The sequence below is a fragment of the Algoriphagus alkaliphilus genome (assembly GCF_900103735.1).
Lineage (GTDB): Bacteria > Bacteroidota > Bacteroidia > Cytophagales > Cyclobacteriaceae > Algoriphagus > Algoriphagus alkaliphilus.
This window is the reverse complement of the sequence record NZ_FMXE01000012.1, coordinates 51,799-71,741: the sequence shown is the minus strand read 5'-3', so window position 1 is coordinate 71,741 and position 19,943 is coordinate 51,799. Positions and strand designations below refer to the sequence as shown.

Annotated in this window: 20 protein-coding genes; 8 read left to right on the top strand and 12 right to left on the bottom strand. The window is 41.4% G+C overall.

The window, feature by feature from the left end:
- Positions 1-256: 256 nt before the first annotated feature.
- On the bottom strand, positions 257-1,759 hold the full coding sequence (locus BLQ81_RS10110; protein WP_245693236.1) for a peptide MFS transporter: 1,503 nt from the start codon (positions 1,757-1,759) through the stop codon (positions 257-259).
- 344 nt (positions 1,760-2,103) lie between these two features.
- Between BLQ81_RS10110 and pckA the strand changes: the two genes are divergently transcribed.
- A complete protein-coding gene (gene pckA / locus BLQ81_RS10105; protein WP_092729833.1) occupies positions 2,104-3,705 on the top strand; it encodes a phosphoenolpyruvate carboxykinase (ATP) in 1,602 nt (533 codons plus the stop codon).
- Positions 3,706-4,208: 503 nt separating this feature from the next.
- Entirely contained in the window at positions 4,209-4,646 is a 438-nt protein-coding gene (locus BLQ81_RS10100) for a peptidylprolyl isomerase (protein ID WP_092729832.1), read from the top strand.
- Between the two features lie 115 nt (positions 4,647-4,761).
- Here BLQ81_RS10100 and BLQ81_RS10095 read toward each other — a convergent pair whose 3' ends face one another.
- The gene (locus BLQ81_RS10095; protein WP_092729831.1) at positions 4,762-6,327 is read right to left on the bottom strand and encodes a hypothetical protein; all 1,566 of its coding nucleotides are present in this window, start codon (positions 6,325-6,327) and stop codon (positions 4,762-4,764) included.
- A gap of 140 nt (positions 6,328-6,467) precedes the next feature.
- Here BLQ81_RS10095 and BLQ81_RS10090 point away from each other — a divergent pair, with 140 nt between their 5' ends.
- A complete protein-coding gene (locus tag BLQ81_RS10090; protein ID WP_092729830.1) occupies positions 6,468-7,073 on the top strand; it encodes a hypothetical protein in 606 nt (201 codons plus the stop codon).
- A 3-nt stretch (positions 7,074-7,076) separates the two neighbouring features.
- On the opposite strand, the gene BLQ81_RS10085 is transcribed toward BLQ81_RS10090, so the two are convergent.
- From BLQ81_RS10085 to BLQ81_RS10070, 4 genes are all read right to left on the bottom strand, one after another.
- Positions 7,077-7,577, bottom strand: coding sequence for a TrmH family RNA methyltransferase (locus BLQ81_RS10085; protein ID WP_317042027.1), 501 nt, complete (start codon positions 7,575-7,577; stop codon positions 7,077-7,079).
- Between the two features lie 228 nt (positions 7,578-7,805).
- Positions 7,806-10,433: a DNA gyrase/topoisomerase IV subunit A gene (locus tag BLQ81_RS10080; RefSeq protein WP_092729829.1), complete on the bottom strand. Its 2,628-nt coding sequence runs from the start codon at positions 10,431-10,433 to the stop codon at positions 7,806-7,808.
- An 80-nt stretch (positions 10,434-10,513) separates the two neighbouring features.
- A complete protein-coding gene (locus BLQ81_RS10075) occupies positions 10,514-12,409 on the bottom strand; it encodes a DNA topoisomerase IV subunit B (protein ID WP_092729828.1) in 1,896 nt (631 codons plus the stop codon).
- A gap of 6 nt (positions 12,410-12,415) precedes the next feature.
- A complete protein-coding gene (locus BLQ81_RS10070) occupies positions 12,416-12,913 on the bottom strand; it encodes a DNA topoisomerase IV (protein ID WP_092729827.1) in 498 nt (165 codons plus the stop codon).
- A 227-nt stretch (positions 12,914-13,140) separates the two neighbouring features.
- Here BLQ81_RS10070 and BLQ81_RS10065 point away from each other — a divergent pair, with 227 nt between their 5' ends.
- Positions 13,141-13,527 (top strand): hypothetical protein, encoded by a 387-nt coding sequence (locus BLQ81_RS10065; RefSeq protein ID WP_092729826.1) that lies wholly within the window; start codon positions 13,141-13,143, stop codon positions 13,525-13,527.
- Here BLQ81_RS10065 and BLQ81_RS10060 read toward each other — a convergent pair.
- On the bottom strand, positions 13,508-14,440 hold the full coding sequence (locus BLQ81_RS10060; RefSeq protein ID WP_092729825.1) for an ROK family protein: 933 nt from the start codon (positions 14,438-14,440) through the stop codon (positions 13,508-13,510). The two genes, BLQ81_RS10065 and BLQ81_RS10060, sit on opposite strands and share 20 nt — an antisense overlap.
- 44 nt (positions 14,441-14,484) lie before the next feature.
- Positions 14,485-14,979, bottom strand: coding sequence for a YkgJ family cysteine cluster protein (locus BLQ81_RS10055; protein WP_092729824.1), 495 nt, complete (start codon positions 14,977-14,979; stop codon positions 14,485-14,487).
- A gap of 70 nt (positions 14,980-15,049) precedes the next feature.
- Here BLQ81_RS10055 and BLQ81_RS10050 point away from each other — a divergent pair, with 70 nt between their 5' ends.
- On the top strand, positions 15,050-15,409 hold the full coding sequence (locus tag BLQ81_RS10050) for an arsenate reductase family protein (RefSeq protein WP_092729823.1): 360 nt from the start codon (positions 15,050-15,052) through the stop codon (positions 15,407-15,409).
- Here BLQ81_RS10050 and BLQ81_RS10045 read toward each other — a convergent pair.
- Positions 15,406-16,239 carry a CvfB family protein gene (locus tag BLQ81_RS10045; RefSeq protein WP_092729822.1) on the bottom strand — a complete coding sequence of 278 codons (834 nt, stop codon included), beginning with the start codon at positions 16,237-16,239 and terminating at the stop codon, positions 15,406-15,408. The genes BLQ81_RS10050 and BLQ81_RS10045 overlap by 4 nt on opposite strands.
- A gap of 295 nt (positions 16,240-16,534) precedes the next feature.
- Between BLQ81_RS10045 and BLQ81_RS10040 the strand changes: the two genes are divergently transcribed.
- Positions 16,535-17,425: a 3-hydroxybutyryl-CoA dehydrogenase gene (locus BLQ81_RS10040; RefSeq protein ID WP_092729821.1), complete on the top strand. Its 891-nt coding sequence runs from the start codon at positions 16,535-16,537 to the stop codon at positions 17,423-17,425.
- Positions 17,426-17,443: 18 nt separating this feature from the next.
- On the top strand, positions 17,444-18,061 hold the full coding sequence (locus BLQ81_RS10035; protein WP_092729820.1) for a deoxynucleoside kinase: 618 nt from the start codon (positions 17,444-17,446) through the stop codon (positions 18,059-18,061).
- Between the two features lie 105 nt (positions 18,062-18,166).
- On the opposite strand, the gene BLQ81_RS10030 is transcribed toward BLQ81_RS10035, so the two are convergent.
- From BLQ81_RS10030 to BLQ81_RS22250, 3 genes are read right to left on the bottom strand one after another with little or no spacing between them, the layout of a single operon-like run.
- Positions 18,167-18,811 carry a DUF7255 family protein gene (locus BLQ81_RS10030; protein WP_092729819.1) on the bottom strand — a complete coding sequence of 215 codons (645 nt, stop codon included), beginning with the start codon at positions 18,809-18,811 and terminating at the stop codon, positions 18,167-18,169.
- A 2-nt stretch (positions 18,812-18,813) separates the two neighbouring features.
- Positions 18,814-19,272 (bottom strand): DUF2452 domain-containing protein, encoded by a 459-nt coding sequence (locus BLQ81_RS10025; RefSeq protein ID WP_092729818.1) that lies wholly within the window; start codon positions 19,270-19,272, stop codon positions 18,814-18,816.
- A complete protein-coding gene (locus BLQ81_RS22250) occupies positions 19,269-19,427 on the bottom strand; it encodes a hypothetical protein (protein WP_175454208.1) in 159 nt (52 codons plus the stop codon). Before BLQ81_RS22250 ends, BLQ81_RS10025 begins: the two co-directional genes overlap by 4 nt.
- A gap of 167 nt (positions 19,428-19,594) precedes the next feature.
- Between BLQ81_RS22250 and BLQ81_RS10020 the strand changes: the two genes are divergently transcribed.
- Positions 19,595-19,930, top strand: coding sequence for an Hpt domain-containing protein (locus tag BLQ81_RS10020; RefSeq protein ID WP_092729817.1), 336 nt, complete (start codon positions 19,595-19,597; stop codon positions 19,928-19,930).
- Positions 19,931-19,943: the final 13 nt, after the last annotated feature.

The following is a 19,943-nucleotide window of genomic DNA, read 5'->3' as shown; positions in this document are numbered from 1 at the left end:
AGTTTAGAGAGAATACATTGAGTTCAGGTATTTCGGGCTTCAGCGCCTAGAATGATAGAACATTAATCACTTTAGTTAATTCGCCCAATCCAACCAAAGAAAAACAGTAAGAAGGTCACAAAATGAATCTGTGAGAATCTCCCTTTTGGGAGGTCAACCTGAGTCTTTTTTTGAGTAAGTTTTCGGAAAAAATGAACGGAATTCATAAAAAAAACCTGCCATAGACAGGTTTTTTGTTGTTCCTAGGCAGTGGTCATCAATGCACCTTTCCCATCATTTTCCTCAGCATAGGAGTCAATAGAAATAGAGCCAATGCTGAACCCATGACAGTGTATACAATCATCATAAATTGATCCGGCATAGCTGCAAGTCCTTCTTCAGAACCACCGCTCGCCTCTCCGGCAATCAGTCCTGCAAATAGATTCCCCAAAGCAACAGAAAGGAACCAAATTCCCATCATCTGTCCGCCATATCCTCTTGGTGCCAGTTTTGTCACCAATGAAAGTCCTACAGGTGATAAACTCAATTCACCAAACGTGTGTAACAGGTAAGTAATGATCAGCCAACTCGGTGCTGCCAGGTCTCCTGAGGCCGCTATCTTAGTAGCGAAGTACATTACAAAAAAACCTATCCCTAAAAGAAGTAATCCAAAGGTGAATTTTAGCGGTGAACTGGGTTCCAGGTTTTTTCTTCCCAGCCAAACCCACAAGGCTGCGAAAAACGGCGCGAAAATGATTATAAACAAGGAATTGATCGACTGGAAGTAACCTGTAGGAATATCCCAACCCAAAATAGTGCGATCTGTAAACCGCTCCGCAAAGAGGTTTAAGGTAGATCCTGCCTGCTCAAACCCGGACCAGAACATCGCCGAAAAAAGAAACAATATGGCAATAACCCCTACCTTATTTTTATCTGATTTCTCCAGACCCCCAAAGAAAATCACATAACCCAAGTATCCAAATGCCACAATTGCAATAACAGTCCCGGAGGCACCGGCAATGGATGGGGCATCTATGGGAATCACACCTGTAAACAATACGGCAATAAGCACCGCACCTACCAATCCAATAACTGATGTAATGGTCCTAAGTTTTTTCTGAGCCGAAACTTCCTCGGTTGACTTTACTATTGGGGCTTCACCATACCCATCCAAAGAACTTCCGGTCAGTTTATACTGAATCAATCCGAATACCATCCCCAATCCTGCCAATCCAAAGCCCATATGCATGTCGTATTCAGCCACGGTACTGCAAGCAATCGGAGCGATAAATCCCCCAAGATTAATACCCATGTAAAAAATCGAGAATCCAGCATCCCGCTTCGAGCTTCCCACCGGATAGAGTTGCCCTACAATCGAACTGATATTTGGCTTCAATAATCCCGTACCCAACACGATTAGAATCAATCCTAAAAAGAAGGAAGTGGTGTCCAAGGTACTCAAGGAGTCTTTTGGTCCCACGACAGCACCATTAATCCAAGATTCTACTCCGGGAAGTGCCATCATAAAATGTCCTATGGCAATGATGATACCACCATACCAAACGGATTTTTTCAAACCAAAAAGTCGATCAGCCAACCATCCCCCCGGCAAAGCTAACAGGTAAACACCCATAGTATAAAGTCCATACACTGCTCCGGCAGTTTTATCATCAAATCCCAAGCCTCCATCTATGATGGCTTTGGTCATAAACAAGATGAGTAGAGCCCGCATCCCGTAATAACTAAAGCGCTCCCACATCTCAGTGAAGAACAAAGTCATGAGTCCCTTTGGATGCCCAAAAGCAGTAGGACCCGAAAATTCGGAAGTAAGTTGTTTTTCCAAGAATGATTTTTTTTAGATGGATATCAGAACTACAATGATAAACTTTTTTGCTTCTTGTTTACAAAGTTTTAAACTTCCTGTATTCAGAAACTCCATTTTTCCTTGGAATTAAACCCTTTCATATTTGGATATAAAAAAGAAAGGAGATTTTGGTCAACTAATCTTCTGATTTTTCTTCGTAATCGATTGAAATGCGAAATTTTGACGTTTTTTTGATTTTAATTTGAATTTACTTACCTAATTTTGGGGAGACAATTTTCAGTTTGTAAACCCAAATATTTATGCAGGACTTGGTTCTGACTTCCTCAATTTCTTCCTATCCCCAGCCCGACGTGGACACTAGGGGAAAAGTTTTCACCAATCTTACTCCGGCTGAACTAGTGGAGCATGCATTGAGCCGAAGGGAAGCCTTTCTTACTTCTACCGGTGCATTGATGGCTGACACCGGAAAGTTCACCGGTCGCTCTCCTTTAGACAGGTTTATTGTTTTGGATGAAAAAACAAAAGATTCAGTTTGGTGGGGCGAAATCAATATTCCCTTTGAGGAAGAGAAGTTTGATAATTTGCTGGAGAAGGTTAAGAATCACCTTTCCACCAAAGATCTCTTCGTCAGGTACGCCCGCGCAGGAGCTGATCCCGAGTACCAGTTGAACCTAAAGGTGATCAATACCCTGGCATGGCATAACCTGTTTTGCTACAACATGTTCCTTCGACCTGAAAAAGAGGATCTCAAGACTTTCAAATCGGATTTTACTGTCATTTGTGCGCCGGATTTCCAGGCTGACCCAGGGCAAGATGGTACCAAAAACCCAAATTTCGCCATTCTGAATCTATCCAAAAGAATGATATTAATCGGAGGGACAGCTTATGCAGGTGAAATGAAAAAGGGAATCTTTTCTGTCTTGAATTTTATTTTACCTCATGAAAAAAATGTACTCTCCATGCATTGCTCCGCAAATTTGGGCAAGGATGGGGACACCGCAATCTTTTTTGGTCTTTCCGGAACAGGTAAAACCACACTTTCTGCCGATCCAAAAAGACAACTCATCGGTGATGATGAACATGGCTGGACAGAGGATACGGTTTTTAATTTTGAAGGAGGATGTTATGCAAAGGTTATTGATCTAACTCGTAAAAAGGAGCCTGAAATCTTTGATGCAATCAAATTTGGAGCAATCGTTGAAAATACACGCTTCATACCAGGAACTCGCGAGGTGGATTACACCAATAAATCAATTACAGAAAACACCCGCACAGCTTATCCGATTCATTTTATACCAAATTCTTTGAATCCTTCAATTGCCGGAATTCCCAGGAATATCTTCTTCCTGACAGCCGATGCTTTTGGAGTGATCCCTCCCATTTCAAAATTGAATAGTAGTCAGGCGATGTACCATTTTATTTCAGGGTACACGGCGAAGGTAGCAGGGACAGAAATGGGTGTAACAGAGCCAAAATTAACCTTTTCGGCTTGTTTTGGAGCAGCATTCCTTCCCTTACATCCTACCGAATACGCAAAGTTATTTGGGGCAAAGATGGAAAAACATGAAGTAAATGTCTGGCTAATCAACACCGGATGGACCGGAGGGCCTTATGGAATTGGCTCTCGAATGAAGCTTTCACACACCCGCGCGATGATCACCGCTGCCTTGGAAGGAAGCCTAGAATTTGCGCCTTTCAAAAAAGACCCCATTTTTGGATTCATGGTTCCGGAGTTGTGCCCGAATGTCCCTTTTGAAGTTCTCAATCCAAGAAATACTTGGGAAAACCCTGAGGAATATGATAAGACTGCCCAAAACCTTGCAAAAGCATTCATCAAAAATTTTGAGAAATTCAAAGATTTTGCGGAGGATGATATTTTAAAAGGTGCCCCAGTGGTCTAAAACAAATAAAAAGGAGTGAATTTCACTCCTTTTCTTTTTTAATTGATAATAAACAGAGTCAAAATCCTATTTTTGCGACTCTAAAATCTTTTCACCTTTTAATCCTTAAAACAGAATTTTAATTTAATGAAATCGAGCATTTCGCAAGCGACACAGAATGAGATGCTTATCGACCACCTAGCTGCGAGCAGGTCTGAGCTTTAAAAAAACAATTTATTACCATATGAAATCGAGCATGATCCCGTATTTACGGGATCACACAGTGGAAAGATTATCCCTGATGCGAAGATTCCATGTGGCCTTTTAAAAAACAAAATATAAACAGATGAAATACCCATGTCGAAAGAGCGACACACAGGAGCATGATTATCTGGGGGTATTCCATGTGGCAATTAAAAACCAAATTATAAACACATGAAATACCCATTTCGAAAGAGCGACACACAGGAGCATGATTATCTGGGGGTATTCCATGTGGCAATTAAAAACCAAATTATAAACACATGAAAACAGCAGAAATTATTACAGAAAAGGGAACAATGAAAGTTGAGTTTTATGAAAAAGACGCTCCCATCGCTGTACAAAACTTTATTGACCTTTCTAATAAAGGCTTCTATGATGGACTAACTTTTCACCGTGTAATCCCGAATTTTGTAATTCAGGGAGGTTGCCCTATCGGAAATGGAGCAGGTGGACCGGGTTACAAAATCAAATGCGAACTGGATGGAGAAAATCAATACCATGACCGTGGCGTACTTTCCATGGCACATGCGGGAAGAAACACCGGCGGTTCGCAGTTTTTTATCTGCCACAGTCGTTCCAACACTGCCCACCTTGATCGAAACCATACCTGCTTCGGCAAAGTAATTGAAGGACTTGATGTAATCGATGCCATCAAACCTGGCGATAAAATTGAAAAAATCGTTGTCTCTGAAGCTTAATACAAACGCTTTGTAGAGCTGTATTTATAATGTGATAAGCCTATCATTTTGGATGTAGGCTCTAACTATTTACTTGAAATTTAGAGGCTGTTCTTACTATAGAATCAGCCTCTTTTCATTTTTGGACACTCAACTCTGAGAGAATTTTTAAAACTGCTGCATGAATTTTCGGAGCTGTCTCGGGTCCTAAAGAGTTGATTTCACCATAAGGTCTATTGGTATAATCATACGTATAGGGAGGAGCTACGTCCCATTGACTTTTAGGCACAATATATCCGATCATATCATTTGAGAGACCTCCAAAAAACTTGAATCGTCCGGGGATTTGAGTTTGGATAGCGGGGATTTCTACAGGATCTATTCCAAAATCAGCCCCTTTGGGAGATTCAATTCCCCCGTGAAGAATCTCGGGATATAATTCTCCAGGTACATGGACAAATGTCGCTGATCCAATACTCCATGCTGAAACCTCAGAACGAATATGTTTCCAGGAAGTGAATCCTCGGTCAAAAAGACCAATAAAAGCTGCTAAATGAAATAATTGATTGTCCATTTTCAAATCAATTGATTTGGCCCTCAGGGAAATATTTAGCTTGGACTCGGGTTTCCATATCGTATCTCTCAATGTTTCCAATGTAATCTTAGCCAAGGCTCTTCCTTGAGCTCTCATTTTCTCAGGACTCTGTTTTTCAAACGAATCACCTGAATAAGGATCTACTACTGACATAGCCGGATGTGTGGTCATAAGACCTCCCACTGCTCCATTTAGAAAAATCGCCACACCCCCTACTCCTTCCATTAAAACCGAATCTCCCACTGAAATCCCGCTTTCCACCATATTCCGCCATGGATCGGGGAAGTCCGAGCTGATTTGAATATTATCTGACCAGAGGGTTTCCGGATGATTTCCCCAATTCATCAGCGTACCTAATGTTTCTCCGCTTACTGCATCCATGACTTGCATCAGCTTCAGTGAAGCATCGAAAACCAACGGAACTCTTGTATCTCCTACCAATGGATTAAGCTTTTCATTTTCTTCCGCAAAGCGAAAAACAGCCGGACGAAGTGATTTTGAAGCTTCACCTACTGCATCACGAATTCCGACTTGAACTTGATTCAAGTACACCGGGTTCACACCTCTTTTGTAGTCAGATGGACCCCATTGTCCTAGCAGATCCGGAGATGAGTGCACATGTGTGCTGGCAATTATGACATAATCCAACCAAGGATTGGTTTCGGCTATCAGTTTTCTTGTGGCTATCACTTCATCATTACCGAAGCCAATCATATCAATGACGCAAAGGGCTATTTTCACATCACCTCCATCCAGTACCATTGCCCTTGCCCAGAGAGGGTCCAGAATACCTTGAGCAGGTCTGGAATTGTGAAAACCAGCTAACCAGACTGCATCAAAAACTCCATTTCCATTGGCATCTTCAAATGAATCTCCATCCTCCGGATTGTATCTGGAGTCCCCATTTGCATCTATCCATGTTTCAAAATTTTTGGGAGATATATCCACTTTGGCAAACCCTGCCAGTATTTCATTTTGTGAGGATTTTAATTGAATATCTACGGAATAGCCCGGATGCCTATCCCTAAATTGGTGCAAATAATAAAGCCAAATTCCCAAAATCACAAGGCCTATAAAAATCAGGAGTCCTAAAAGAAATTTCTTCATGCATCAACTCATTTTGGTGGTTTTTAATAGGAGTTTAAAATCCGTCTTTTTCATTAAAAAAGCTATTTATTCAATTCATTTTGACTAAACCCAAATTTGGAATAGATATTGAAAAGGTAGTTTGCTCTATCCAATTGTGTATGATTCAATCCTACAAGGTATTATCCGCTCTGATTCTCTTTTTTGCACTAGCCGCATCACCACTGTTGGCCCAACGGTATGGAACTGCTGCGGGAGTTCGCCTAGGCAACTCTCAACTTAGCAGGACGGTGGGACTTTCTGTGCAGCAGCGAATCGTGGAACGGGTGACGGTCGAAGGTATCTTACAGTCGGATTTCAGCAGGAATACGACCCTTTCGGTTTTGGCAAAAAAACACAGCCCAATTATTTCCAAGCGCTTTAACTACTACTACGGAGGTGGAATTGCATTTGGCAGAGAGGAAAGCTTCATCAAAAATGATGAAACAATGCAAGTCGACCATACTTTTGGCAACGCTACTGTCGGAGTGGATCTGATTGGAGGGATAGAATTAACCGTAGCCAATGCAGTCCTTTCATTGGATTACAAGCCGAATATCAACCTAGCGGGAAGGTCTGAGTTTTATCGCGGTCAGATCGGAATCTCAGCGCGAACTGTCCTTGTGAAAAGCAAGGAGCAAAAGAAGAAGCAAAAGCAACGTCAAAAAGCAAAAAAAGCAGCTCAAAATCAGCCTAGAAAGCCTTTTTCAGAGCTTTTTAAAAAGTAATAATCATAAATTATCCTGAAGATTTTTACGAAAAACCTTTTCATGAATTTCAGAATTTTTCACAATGGATCGGTACCATTTCATTCTAAGCATATTTTTTTCCTCCTCTGAAAGATAGAAATCCGGGATATTAAGGGAGTCTGCTTTTTTTACCAAATCATATAAAAAAATGGAAGCCGCTACTGAAATATTGTAACTGTCCGTAAATCCCAGCATCGGGATATGTACAAGCCCATCAGCTTTGGCCTTTACATCTTCTGAAATTCCCTCGTGTTCATTTCCGAATACCAAGGCCAGTTTTTCTGTTGGTTGCAGGTCATAAATCGAAATAGACGTGGATGCAGGACTAGTGCCATAAATCTTGTATCCATTTTTCCGAAGGGTATCAAAACAAGTCTCAACAGAGTTTTTGCCCGCCTGAAAGTACTTGTGTAAATCCACCCATTGCGAGGCACCACGAGTCACGAATGGGTTGACCTTATATTGATTGGTCTTTTCGATCACATGGATGTCCTAGAGGCCAAAACAGTCGCAGGTACGAATCACGGCACTGGCATTATGAGGTTTGAAAATATCCTCTAACACGACTGTAAGGTATTTTGTCCTTTTGGACAAAACTTGTTCTATCGCCCCCTTTTTGTGCTCGGTAATGAATCGGCCCAAATAATCCAAAAGGCCCTGGTCAAATGTTATTTCTTCGGTTGTTTTGCTCATTGCAAAAAAATGGAGCCATCAAAACAGCCCCAATTGTTCGTCTTCGTCTTTTTTTGGTGTAAGGTCAATTTTACTTCCGATCTCCAACTCTTGACTAGTATCTTCAATTTCCTCGGCAAATTCCTCACTTTCTTCCACATTTTCGGCAGTTGCCTTTTCTGAGTGAATGAGCGAAATCTCCTTTACAGGATAGGTGCTCAGCTTGTTTCCTATCGCCTTCCAGCCTTTCACATCGATCAACATGTCCAAATCATATTCCATTACTTCGTCCTCTTTTCCTTTGGATAAAGTGACCGAAATTTGCGGTTGACTTGCCGTAGAAACGACTTTCAGATAGGATTGCTTGTGATCGGTAATGAAGTTGAATCGCTTGTTGATCGTAGTCGTTTCGATCAAAAAACGCTTCACGAAATAGGTTTTGATGCCACCATCATAGTAAATGGCCGAAATAACTTTTTTAATGTCAAACTTTTCAATCAACACGACATCTTTGGGTTCGTAGCGATTGGTCAGCTCAAAACTAGTCAGCTCATATTCCCCATTTTTGTAAAAGACAATGATCTTATCATCGCCAAGGAAATTACCGATCAGTTTGCCTCTTTGGTCCGTATTCAATCGGCCAACAACTGTATCATAGAACACATTGATTCCACCCAAAGTGGACTTTCCTTCCATTTTAAGCTGAATTTTGCGAACAGGGTAACGTGTCAGAATATTTCCACCCGCTCCCCTTCCTTTGATTTCTATTTCAGCAAAATCAAAATCAAACACTTTCACTCTGGCTTTGGCACCTTGAGTGAGGTATACGGTAACCAGTTCGGCCTCTCCATTTGGATTGGCGGTGAGATAGAGGACTTTTGTTCCCTTTGTCCCTTTGGTCAGATCATATTCTTTGTCACGGGTGATCCCGCCGATCTGAAATCTTTTGATCATCGCACGACCCGACCCTCCATCGAGGTAAATGAGGTTATAGGTCATCCGGTCGTCATTCTTGCGAAAGACACCGACGTACAGAATGTCCTTTCCCATAAATCCTTTTTCCTGAATTTTGGAAACCATGAATTTACCATCGCGACGAAGAACGATCACATCATCCAGATCTGAGCAATCACAAATGAATTCGTCTTTTTTCAATCCATAACCTACAAATCCATCCACCCTATTTACATAGAGTTTAGCATTGTTGGCAGCAACGACTGTGGCTTCGATCGTATCCAAAGCTCGGATTTCAGTCTTTCGCTCCCGACCTTTACCGTACTTGTCCAGCAGGTTTTGATAATATTTGATGGAGTATTCTGTCAGATGCCTCAGGTGATGATTGACCTCTTTCAGTTCTTCCTGTAAGCGCTTCATCAACTCATCAGCCTTGAACGCATCGAATTTGGAGATTCGCTTGATTTTGATTTCCGTCAATCTGATCAGGTCGTCCTGTGAGATTTCTCTGTAAAAATCAGGTTTATAAGGATCCAATCCTCGATCGATAGCTTCCAAAACAGCATCCCAAGTGGTACACTCCTCAATATCTCGATAGATTCTGTTTTCAATGAAGATTTTTTCCAGGGAGGAAAAAAGCAATCGCTCCAACAATTCCCCTCTTCGGATTTCCAATTCCCGCTTAAGAAGCTCTTTGGTTTGCTGCGTATTGTATTCCAAAATTCTGTTTACAGTAAGGAAAACAGGTTTATCCTCAATAATGACGCAGGCATTTGGTGAAATAGAAATCTCACAATCCGTAAAAGCATAGAGTGCATCAATGGTCACATCCGGCGATACTCCGGGTGCCAATTGAATCTGTATCTCTACATCTTTTGCAGTGTTGTCGACAACTTTTTTGATTTTGATTTTGCCTTTGTCATTGGCTTTGAGTATTGAATCAATCAATGAGTCGGTCGTAGTTCCATAGGGAATCTCTTTGATTGCCAGGGTTTTACTATCCTCTTCTTCAATCCGGGCTCTAACCTTCACCTTTCCTCCTCGATGCCCTTCGTTGTATTCGGAAAAGTCCGCCAGACCTCCCGTGATGAAGTCAGGGAGAACGTTTGATTTGTTTCCTTTTAAGATTTCAATGGAAGCTTCAATCAGTTCAATGAAGTTGTGAGGCAGGATTTTGGTAGAAAGGCCTACCGCAATTCCTTCAACTCCCTGCGCTAGAAGCAGCGGGAATTTTACAGGTAAAGTGACTGGCTCCCGCTTCCTCCCATCATAGGAAAGTTGCCATTCGGTGGTCTGAGGATTAAACACCACATCGAGTGCAAACTTCGAAAGTCTCGCTTCGATATAACGAGCAGCGGCGGCCCCATCCCCTGTCCTGATGTCACCCCAGTTACCTTGAGTCTCAATGAGAAGCTCCTTTTGACCAAGATTAACCATCGCGTCTCCGATAGACTGATCTCCATGCGGGTGATACTGCATGGATTGACCGATGATATTGGCAACCTTATTAAATCGCCCATCATCCATCTCCTTCATGGCATGCAAGATCCTTCGTTGAACAGGCTTCAGGCCATCTTCAATGGCAGGAACTGCGCGCTCAAGAATTACATAAGAGGCGTAATCCAAAAACCACTCCTTATACATGCCTGTAATCGGCACGGATGTATGCAGACTGTCGTCAGCCCCATCTATTGTATTTTTTTCGTCACTCATTTTCTAAATGATTTAGGAAGCCAAAATTAAGTTTTGACCTCTAAGATCTTTTTTAATCCAAAAAATCAGAATGTATTCTGTCACGCTACCTCAATTTCCTCTTCCTCTGCTTTTCTTGGGTCATCCAAAGCCAGATCTTTTTCAATTTTCAGATTTTCGATGATGAAAATCTGTCGGTCGGGCGTGTTTTTACCCATATAGAAGGTCAGTAAGTCAGAAATCTTGGTCTCTTTATTCAAAATAATCGGATCGAGACGGATATTTTCCCCGATGAACGTTCCAAATTCTTCAGGAGAAATTTCTCCCAAACCCTTAAATCGAGTGATTTCAGGCTTGCTTCCCAATTTATGGATTGCTCGCTGCCGCTCTTCATCGGAATAGCAATAGATCGTTTCCTTCTTGTTTCTCACTCTGAACAGTGGGGTATCGAGAATAAATAAGTGACCGTTTTTCACCAAATCCGGAAAAAACTGCAAGAAATAAGTCATGATGAGCAAGCGAATGTGCATCCCGTCCACGTCTGCATCAGTTGCGATCACAATTTTTCGGTATCTGAGATTCTCGATCCCATCTTCAATATTCAGCGCATGCTGCAAAAGGTTGAATTCTTCGTTTTCGTAGACCACTTTCTTGGTCATCCCAAAGCAATTGAGTGGCTTGCCACGAAGGGAAAAAACCGCTTGAGTCTGAACATCTCTGGATTTTGTTATCGAACCGGAGGCCGAATCCCCTTCAGTAATGAAGAGCATCGAGTTGTTTTTCACGTCCTCGCTTGCTTTGGGATCGTCATAATGTACCCGACAGTCGCGTAGCTTTTTGTTATGAAGATTTGCTTTTTTAGCCCGCTCGTTTGCCAATTTTTTAATTCCGGAAATTTCCTTTCGCTCTCTTTCGGACTGCAAAATGCGCTTCAATAGCGCATCTGCTACGCCCGGGTTTTTGTGCAGGTAGTTGTCCAGCTCTGTTTTCATGAAATCATTGACAAAAGTCCGAAGGGTAGGACCATCCGGACCAATACTCTGCGAACCGAGCTTTGTTTTGGTTTGGGATTCAAAAACAGGCTCCTGAACACGGACGGCAATAGCTGCTACTACGGATTGACGAATATCAGAGGAGTCATAATCCTTCTTATAAAATTCACGAATGGTCTTGACTATCGCCTCTCGAAATGCAGCAAGGTGAGTCCCTCCCTGCGTCGTATATTGCCCATTGACAAATGAATAATACTCTTCCCCATAGGATCCTGAGTGCGTAATCGCCACTTCGATATCAGTTCCTTTAAGATGAATGATAGGATACCGAATACTTTCCTCATCTATTTTATTGGAAAGTAGATCATAAAGTCCCCTATCAGAGAAAAACTTTTTCCCGTTAAAATTAATAGTCAAACCGGCATTCAGATAGGCGTAATTCCAGATCTGATTTTCGAGATATTCGGGTATAAAGTGATAGTTTTTGAAAATTGAAGCATCCGGAGAAAAAATGACTCTAGTACCGTTTCTTTCTGATGAGAGTCCAATCGGAGGATCATTGACCAATATTCCTTTCTCAAATTCAGCCATCTTGGATTGTCCGTCGCGGAAGGACTGAACACGGAAAAAATCCGAGAGCGCATTTACAGCTTTGGTACCTACTCCATTCAGACCAACTGATTTTTGAAAGGCCCCGGAATCATATTTTCCTCCCGTATTGATTTTGGATACACAGTCGATCACTTTTCCCAAAGGAATACCCCGGCCGTAATCCCTGATCTCCACTTTGTGTTCTGAAATTTTGACGTCAATATTCCTTCCATTCCCCATCATGTGTTCATCGATGGAGTTATCCAGGATTTCTTTCACCAATACGTAAATACCATCATCCTGAGCACTTCCGTCTCCCAATTTTCCGATATACATTCCCGGACGAAGGCGGATATGCTCCCGCCAGTCCAGAGATTTAATACTGTCTTCTGTATAGTTTACTGGTTCTGCCATATTGCTTTATAAAACTCCTTTTTGAACCTGCTTAAATTTCCCGATCAGCAGGACAAATAATCCAATGACCCAAACTACCAAGAATGCGGGCATCATGTAGAAAAAAAAAGAAAATTTACTGGTCGAAATTTCATTCTGATTGTTAATTGAATGAACAAAAAACACCAAAAGTGCCAAGCTGAAATTGAGTACTCCCCCAAAAGAATAAAACCAAGTCAGGAAATAATCCCGGTATGGATCTCCGATCGGGAATATCCGATGAAGCTTTTTATTTGATTTCGTTTCAAGGGATTTGGGTGGGTAAAGAACGATTCCGTTGAAAATCACAAATGCAGCAATCATGGCGTAGAAAAACGTTCCTTTTTCCCAAGTTTTGCTAATCTGACCATTTTCATCGATACTCAGTCCAATGGTCTCAGAAAGTGCAGAGTAGAAATACAAGAGAATAAAGATGAAAAGCAAAATACTAAGAAAGTAAAATGCTTTTCCAAATCTGTAATACATATGTTTAAGTGATTTATGGTGCTAATATAACCGATTTGGATAAACAGAATGGGCTTACCGAGTGTTCAGTGAAGTGATAATTCAGACAGTTACATGCTGATATTTTTTAATCTCGTGAAATTCAGCCCGCTGTCAAAAAATCATTTGGTTTGATAAATTAATCCCTTGCCTGATTTTGCGAAAGCCTCGGTTTTTGCTCCCATCTTTACAGACAAATTCTTAGCCTTATGCAAAAATTCAATTTCCTTGTCGGAATTACCCTAGTACTTTCCATTTTTTCCTGCAGTGGACCTGTTGATGCAGGAAAAATCAATCTTGAAAACTGGAAATCTGACCGGTATGGGTGTAAAGGTATTCGCATGCAGGAACTAGAGGAGTTTCAAGCAATAAAAAACAATTTTTTGGGAGCGGACAACCAGGCCTTGATCAAAACATTTGGAAGACCCGATAGAGTGGAGTTGGTTGATAAAAGCCAAAGCTTTTTCTTTTACTTTCTTGAGCCTAGCGGTGATTGTGAAGGAGTGGAAATTGAAAAAGAACCCTTACGGGTTCTTTTTCGAATGAATGCAATCAGCAAAGTGTCTGAGGTGACGGTCACAACCCTGAACCCATAAAACAAAGAGCTGCAGCACCTAGTGTACCTGCATTATTTTCCAGCGTGGCTTTTTTGAGTTTTAAGTCCTTGACGTAATAGGGTGTCAAAAACTTTCGCGTGTTATACTCAATCGTAGGCATCATAAACTCCAGTCCGGCGGATATTCCTCCTCCAAAATAGACATCCGTTACATCCAAAATTCGGACTGTAGAGACGATTGACTCACTGAGAATTTGAGCTACTTCCTTAAATACCATCAGGGAAACCTCATTTCCGGTTTTGGCCGTGTCCACCAATAGATGTGTTCCGAGTTCTTTACCTATCAATTCTCCGGCCTTTTCAGGGTATGCTGAAATGAGATTATCCATAATGCGAAGAATTCCGTTTCTTCCAACCAAGGTTTCCAATCCGGCATTTCCTCGGGAAAGCATGTGACCCATTTCGAGGGCATTCCCTCTTGAGCCTTTAAAAACTTGTCCTTCCAAAATCAAAGCACTTCCGATACCGGTACCCATCGTGATGAAAAGAAAATTTTCAGCAACATCACCCTTACCGTAGTAGAATTCACCGATGGCCGCAGCGGCAGCATCATTTTCCATATAAAATTCATGCTTTGGATATTTTTTCAGCAATCCTGACTTCAATGGAAACCCATTTAGATTCGGAATTGCGGGGATTTCAAGAGGTGTAGTTCTATCTTTTGAGATCATGCCGGGTAAGCCAATTCCAACTTTCTCGACCTCTGGATATTTTTTTAAATACTTCCCTAATCCTTCAATAAAACACTTTCCAAAGCCATCTGGATGATCTCTGTATGGAGTCGTGTCTTCTTTTTGGAAGTCAAGCATATTGCCTTCTCGATCTACCAGTCCAATTTTCAGGTGCGTGCCTCCGACATCTACTCCCAAAAAAAGAGAATCCTGCTTGCTCATAGTTTAATTATAGGTTTGATTGTTAAAAAAGCAAAAGAAACAGTTTACTTCCTATAATCTTTGCCGATCTCGTAAAAAATTTTGAAAACAGCAGGACATATCAAGGTATTTTTCAAGGATAGGTCCAAAACACCGAGCATGTTTTTCCTATTTGTATGTGGGTATTCACGGCAGGCCTTGGGACGATCTTCATAGACAAGACACTTATTATCAAGACCTAAAAAAGCACAAGGGGAAGAATTTAACACATAATCACTTTCCTCATCCCGATGCAGGTATTCGTCAATAAATTGGCTGCTTTTCATCCTGAAAACTTTGGCAAGCCGATCTATATCAGTCTGAATAAATATCGGACTTGTGGTTTTACAACAGTTTGCGCAGTCTAGACAATTGATTTCGCTGAAGGCATCCTCATGATGTTGAAGGAAGATTGAATCAAGATTTTTTGGTTTGGTGCTTTTGAGCTTTTCTTTAAGCTTTTTGTTGCCTAAAAAATCAGATTTACTCGCTCTGGAAAATTTTTCAAGGTCTACTTTCAATTTTACAAATATTTGATTTTCAATTTATTGTAATATTCACTAACTTAAAAAGAAACTAATCCCGAAAGCTATGAGAGTCCATCCATCAGAACTGTATTTCTACCATAGTCCTTCTCAAATCATTGATAAGCAAACTAAGGCTTACGCAAAAACCTTGACAAAATTTGTCAATGAAATTGACGTAATGAAAGAAAAAATCACAGCCACGCAGTGGGATCAGATTCTCACCATGCTGAATTTACGACCTAAGGACCTTCTAAACCGTGCCCACCCAGACTACCAGCTTCATATTGCCGGCAAAAATTGGGACGATGAAGGTTGGTTGACCATTCTTTCAAAGTTTCCTCATTTGATCAAATCTCCGATTGCCATTTTCAAAAACAAGGCAATCTTATGCAGAACACCCAGCGACATTCTCAAATTGGATTAGTCCCTGCTCACTGAAATTCCATCTGGGCCAATCACTATTTGCCGAGCTTTAAATAATTGTCCTATGCATTGCTTGAAATGCTTTTTTGACATGCCCAGGATGGCTTGAATTTCGGCAGGATCAGATTTATCATGCAGGGGCAAAAAGCCCTTTTCTTCTAAAATAGAGAGGATTTTTTCAGATCCTTCCTCATACTTAACCCTTCCTACAGGCAAAACCTGAAGATCCAACCTACCATCATCACGACGCTTTTTTATCCAAAGCTTACGAGTGGAACCTATCTCAAGAGGCTGAAATACTTCATTTGAGAAAATAAGCCCTTCGTATTGGTCATCAATGAGCACCTTGTATCCAAGATCGGTTTTTTCAAATATCAATCCTTCTGCCTCATTTCCAGGTTCGAAATCCTGAGGAGCTGGATTTATAAAATCCCGGTATTTACTTACCCCAATCAAACGGGTGCTTTTAAAATCTACACAAACCCGAATCAAATATTTTTGACCGACCTCCATATTTTTGGCCATCTCTCCATTGGGCACAAAAAGATCCTTTGGCAAACCCCAATCCATAAAAGCCCCAAACTTTGTCACCTCCTTGGCCTCCAAAACTGCAAAATCATCCAACAGTGCCAATGGCTTTTGTGTAACGGCAACGGGTCGATCTTCACTGTCTGTATAAACAAAAACTTCAACTACATCCCCTTCCTTTTCCTCTCCGGTAAGGTATCCTTTTGGCAAAAGTACCTCTCCTCCATCACTGAGCGCCAAATACGCACCGAAGTCTGTGAATCGATTTATTTTCAACTTGTTGATCAGACCAAGTTCCTTCATATTAGTATAATTGATTTTTTGAAGCTATACGCCCGATCACTATCGGGAGATCTGCAGGAATCTGAGCTAGTAGATATTCAATAGACTTTGTCAATGGTATCCTCCTCGATTTCATAGTTCAAAGGTAGCGATTAATACATTCGACGCGTTGCTTTTCTCTGACAAACAAAGTCGCAAAAGCACGGGTTTGAATTGGATATGGACCGGCTTAGACTTAGTTTTGAGGGCTGTAGAATAAGTCCTAAAGCCAAAATAAACCCAAATCATAACATTTAACACTTGTAATCAAAGTCTTATGAAATCAATCTCAGTCGTTGGTTCCGGCACCATGGGAAATGGAATCGCCCACATTTTTGCGCAGCATGGATATGAAGTTTCCCTTATCGATATCAAATCTGAATTTCTGGAAAAGGCCCTGACTACCATCTCTAAAAATATGGATCGTCAGGTAGCAAAAGGCGCGATTTCACAGGAGGAAAAAGACGCTTCCCTTTCTCGAATTTCAACTTTTACCAGTTTGGAGGATGGTGTAAAGCAGGCAGACTTGGTCGTGGAAGCGGCTACAGAAAACATGGCCCTCAAGCTGGACATTTTCCGTCAATTGGATCAATTTTCTCCTCCCAAAGCCATACTCGCATCCAATACTTCTTCCATTTCGATTACCAAAATCGCAGCAGTGACCAAACGTCCCACTCAGGTAATTGGAATGCACTTTATGAATCCAGTGCCGGTGATGAAGTTGGTGGAAGTGATCCGCGGGTACGCAACTTCCGATGTGGTAACCAAAACGGTGATGAATCTCTCCCGAAATCTTTCAAAAGATCCCGTAGAAGTCAAAGACTATCCGGGATTTGTAGCAAATCGGATTTTGATGCCTATGATCAATGAGGCCATTTACAGCCTTTTTGAGGGTGTGGCAGGAGTGGCAGAGATCGATACGGTCATGAAACTGGGAATGGCGCATCCGATGGGCCCGCTTCAGTTGGCTGATTTTATCGGATTGGATGTTTGCCTGTCAATTTTAAAAGTACTTCACGAAGGCTTCGGTAATCCAAAATATGCTCCATGTCCACTTTTGGTGAACATGGTTGAGGCAGGGTTCAAAGGTGTGAAAACGGGTGAAGGCTTCTATCAGTACTCTGTCGGAAGCAAGGAGTTGGTAGTAGCTCCCATATTTTTCAAATAATTAATTAAGCAGAAAGACATGCATTTAGCTGTATCAGGAAATATAGGAAGCGGTAAAACCACGCTCACAGAAAAACTCGCAAAGCACTACGGATGGAGGGCGGAATTTGAAGCAGTGGACCAGAATCCATACCTGCCGGATTTCTATGAAGACATGAAGCGCTGGGCTTTTCACTTGCAGGTTTATTTCCTCAATTCCCGTTATAACCAAATCCGAAAAATTCAGGAAAATTCTCAATCCACGATTCAGGATCGAACCATCTACGAGGATGCCTACATTTTTGCAGCAAACCTGTATAAAAGCAAGCTTTTAACTGAGCGGGATTACTGGAATTACAAGACCTTATTTGATTCCATGATCACACATGTCAAGGCTCCTGATCTGCTGATTTATTTGAAAGCAGATATTCCAAAGCTTGTTGGCCAGATCGAAAAGCGCGGCAGAAGCTATGAGACTGCAATGCGTATCGATTACCTGAAAAATCTAAATACACATTACGAAGACTGGATCGCCGGTTATAAAGAAGGAAAACTCCTGATCGTGGATGTGAATGATCTGGACTTTGTGGAGCGTCCGGAGGATTTTTCTTTTATCGTAGAAAAAATCGAACGGGAGATCTTTGGCCTATTTGCATGATCTTTCACGCTACCCCTTACAACTCATTTTTTACCACTCACAAAAATTTGACCTTTTGCCTCTCAAGTCTAGTTACAGGTGCCTTAATACTTGTTACTCCGCCTACTACCCTACTTTCCGCATCAGCCAATTACAAAGCATCTGCCGCTGTTCTTCCTTTGGGTTAATGAGTAATTGATCCAATCGCTTGAGTGAACCGCCCGTCATCAAAGTTTCATAAGGGGAAAGTCGAATCAACTTATACCCATGTAGCCGGATCTGTAAGTCATATTGGGCATCATTGTATGCTGTCAGTTTCCAACCTGTAGATCCGTTTCCACTGAAATCGCCTGACTCCGAAGCCTCACCAAATACATCTTTTGCCACAGGGGGGCCATTCCAAACTCGCTGCTGCAAACCAGCTTTTAGACATTCTTTTTCGAAAGTCCTGCAAAGTCTCCGATGTCCTTCCGCAAAAGGAAAGGTCCATTCCGAATACATCTCTGAGCGAAAAGTTCCAAGACGGTAGCGGTTGAAATGTAGCTCATCATCCCAAAGGATTAAGTATCTGCCAATTTTGAAATCAAATTTGAGTTTTTCCAGCAAGGGGAAACTCCCCGTGCCTCCCATTTCATTAAAAATTTCGTTTAGCCAGGCTTTAGCCTTTTGATCAAGGAATTTAGGGTTGGTTTCCAACTCAAATAGCCAATGGTAATCCGCACCAGCTTCCTTAAGAATTAGATCGAGCTGACGTGTCATTAGATGTTCCATCGTTAACTATTTTCTCTAAGAATATCCCAGGTATGATCCGCAAGAAGTTTGATCTCAGCTACAAACGCAGCCCAATCCTTTTTTCTTCCCCATTCCTCCGGCCCAATCATGCTCATAAAGTCAGAGCCATCCGCTTTCTGATATAAAAAATAGCGATGGTTGATCAGTGGTTCAAAGGCGATGGATGCCTGATAGATTCGCTCTGAAACTTCAATTCTTGATTGGATTTTCTTAGCTTGATCAGCCAATAGGCGCATCTGATCATAGATTTGAGCCATTTGCATATCAGTTTGACTATGCATGGCGGCTACAGCGCGACCGGTTATTTTCCCCTTGTCTTCAGGTTTGATTATAGCACTACCTGAGTGATGCGCATAAGGAAGAATTCCCGGCGTTTCGGTGATTTTCTCTTTCATGCGCTTTAAATCGAGCTTATCTACGTCTATTTTTTTTCCGGTCATTTTTTTTCGGTTTCTACCTCTGTCGAGATCCGTTCTTTCAGGTTGCCTTTAGAACCCGGAAAGGTGGTACGCTGTGAAATATCATAACCGATCCAGAGCATGATCAGCATGAAAATAACAAACAGGGCAAGGAAGATTTTTTTATTCTTACTCATGGATTTCTTTTACTCTATGGCGAAGACAAATTTAAGGGCTGAGTTGTTTACATCACTCAAAAATAAAACTCATAAAAAGGAAATGAGACTATTTAAAAAATGTTTTTAAATTATGGCTTGGATTCTTAAACGAATTTTTATTCGATCACATCCTTTTTCACCCGTATATGTATCAAATTATCAGTGAACAGTCAATTTACCAGTATTTTGGGGATGATGATCCGGATATGATCCGTCAAATGATCCAAATTATCATTGATACCAATATCAAAGATTTAAAGGAATTAGGCACGTTTTACCAGGAAGGTGACTTTGCTACTATAAAAAAACGATGCCATAAAGCTAAGCCAAGCATGAGTTATATCGGTGCGATTAAAACCAGAAAAACCCTTGAGGAAATCGAATCAAATCTGGAAAATTCGGCACCATTGAATGACACACTTCAGGAGCAGATCCAGCTCATCGAGACCGAATTGAATATATTCGTTTCGGCAATTAACTGAAAATTAAACCCCT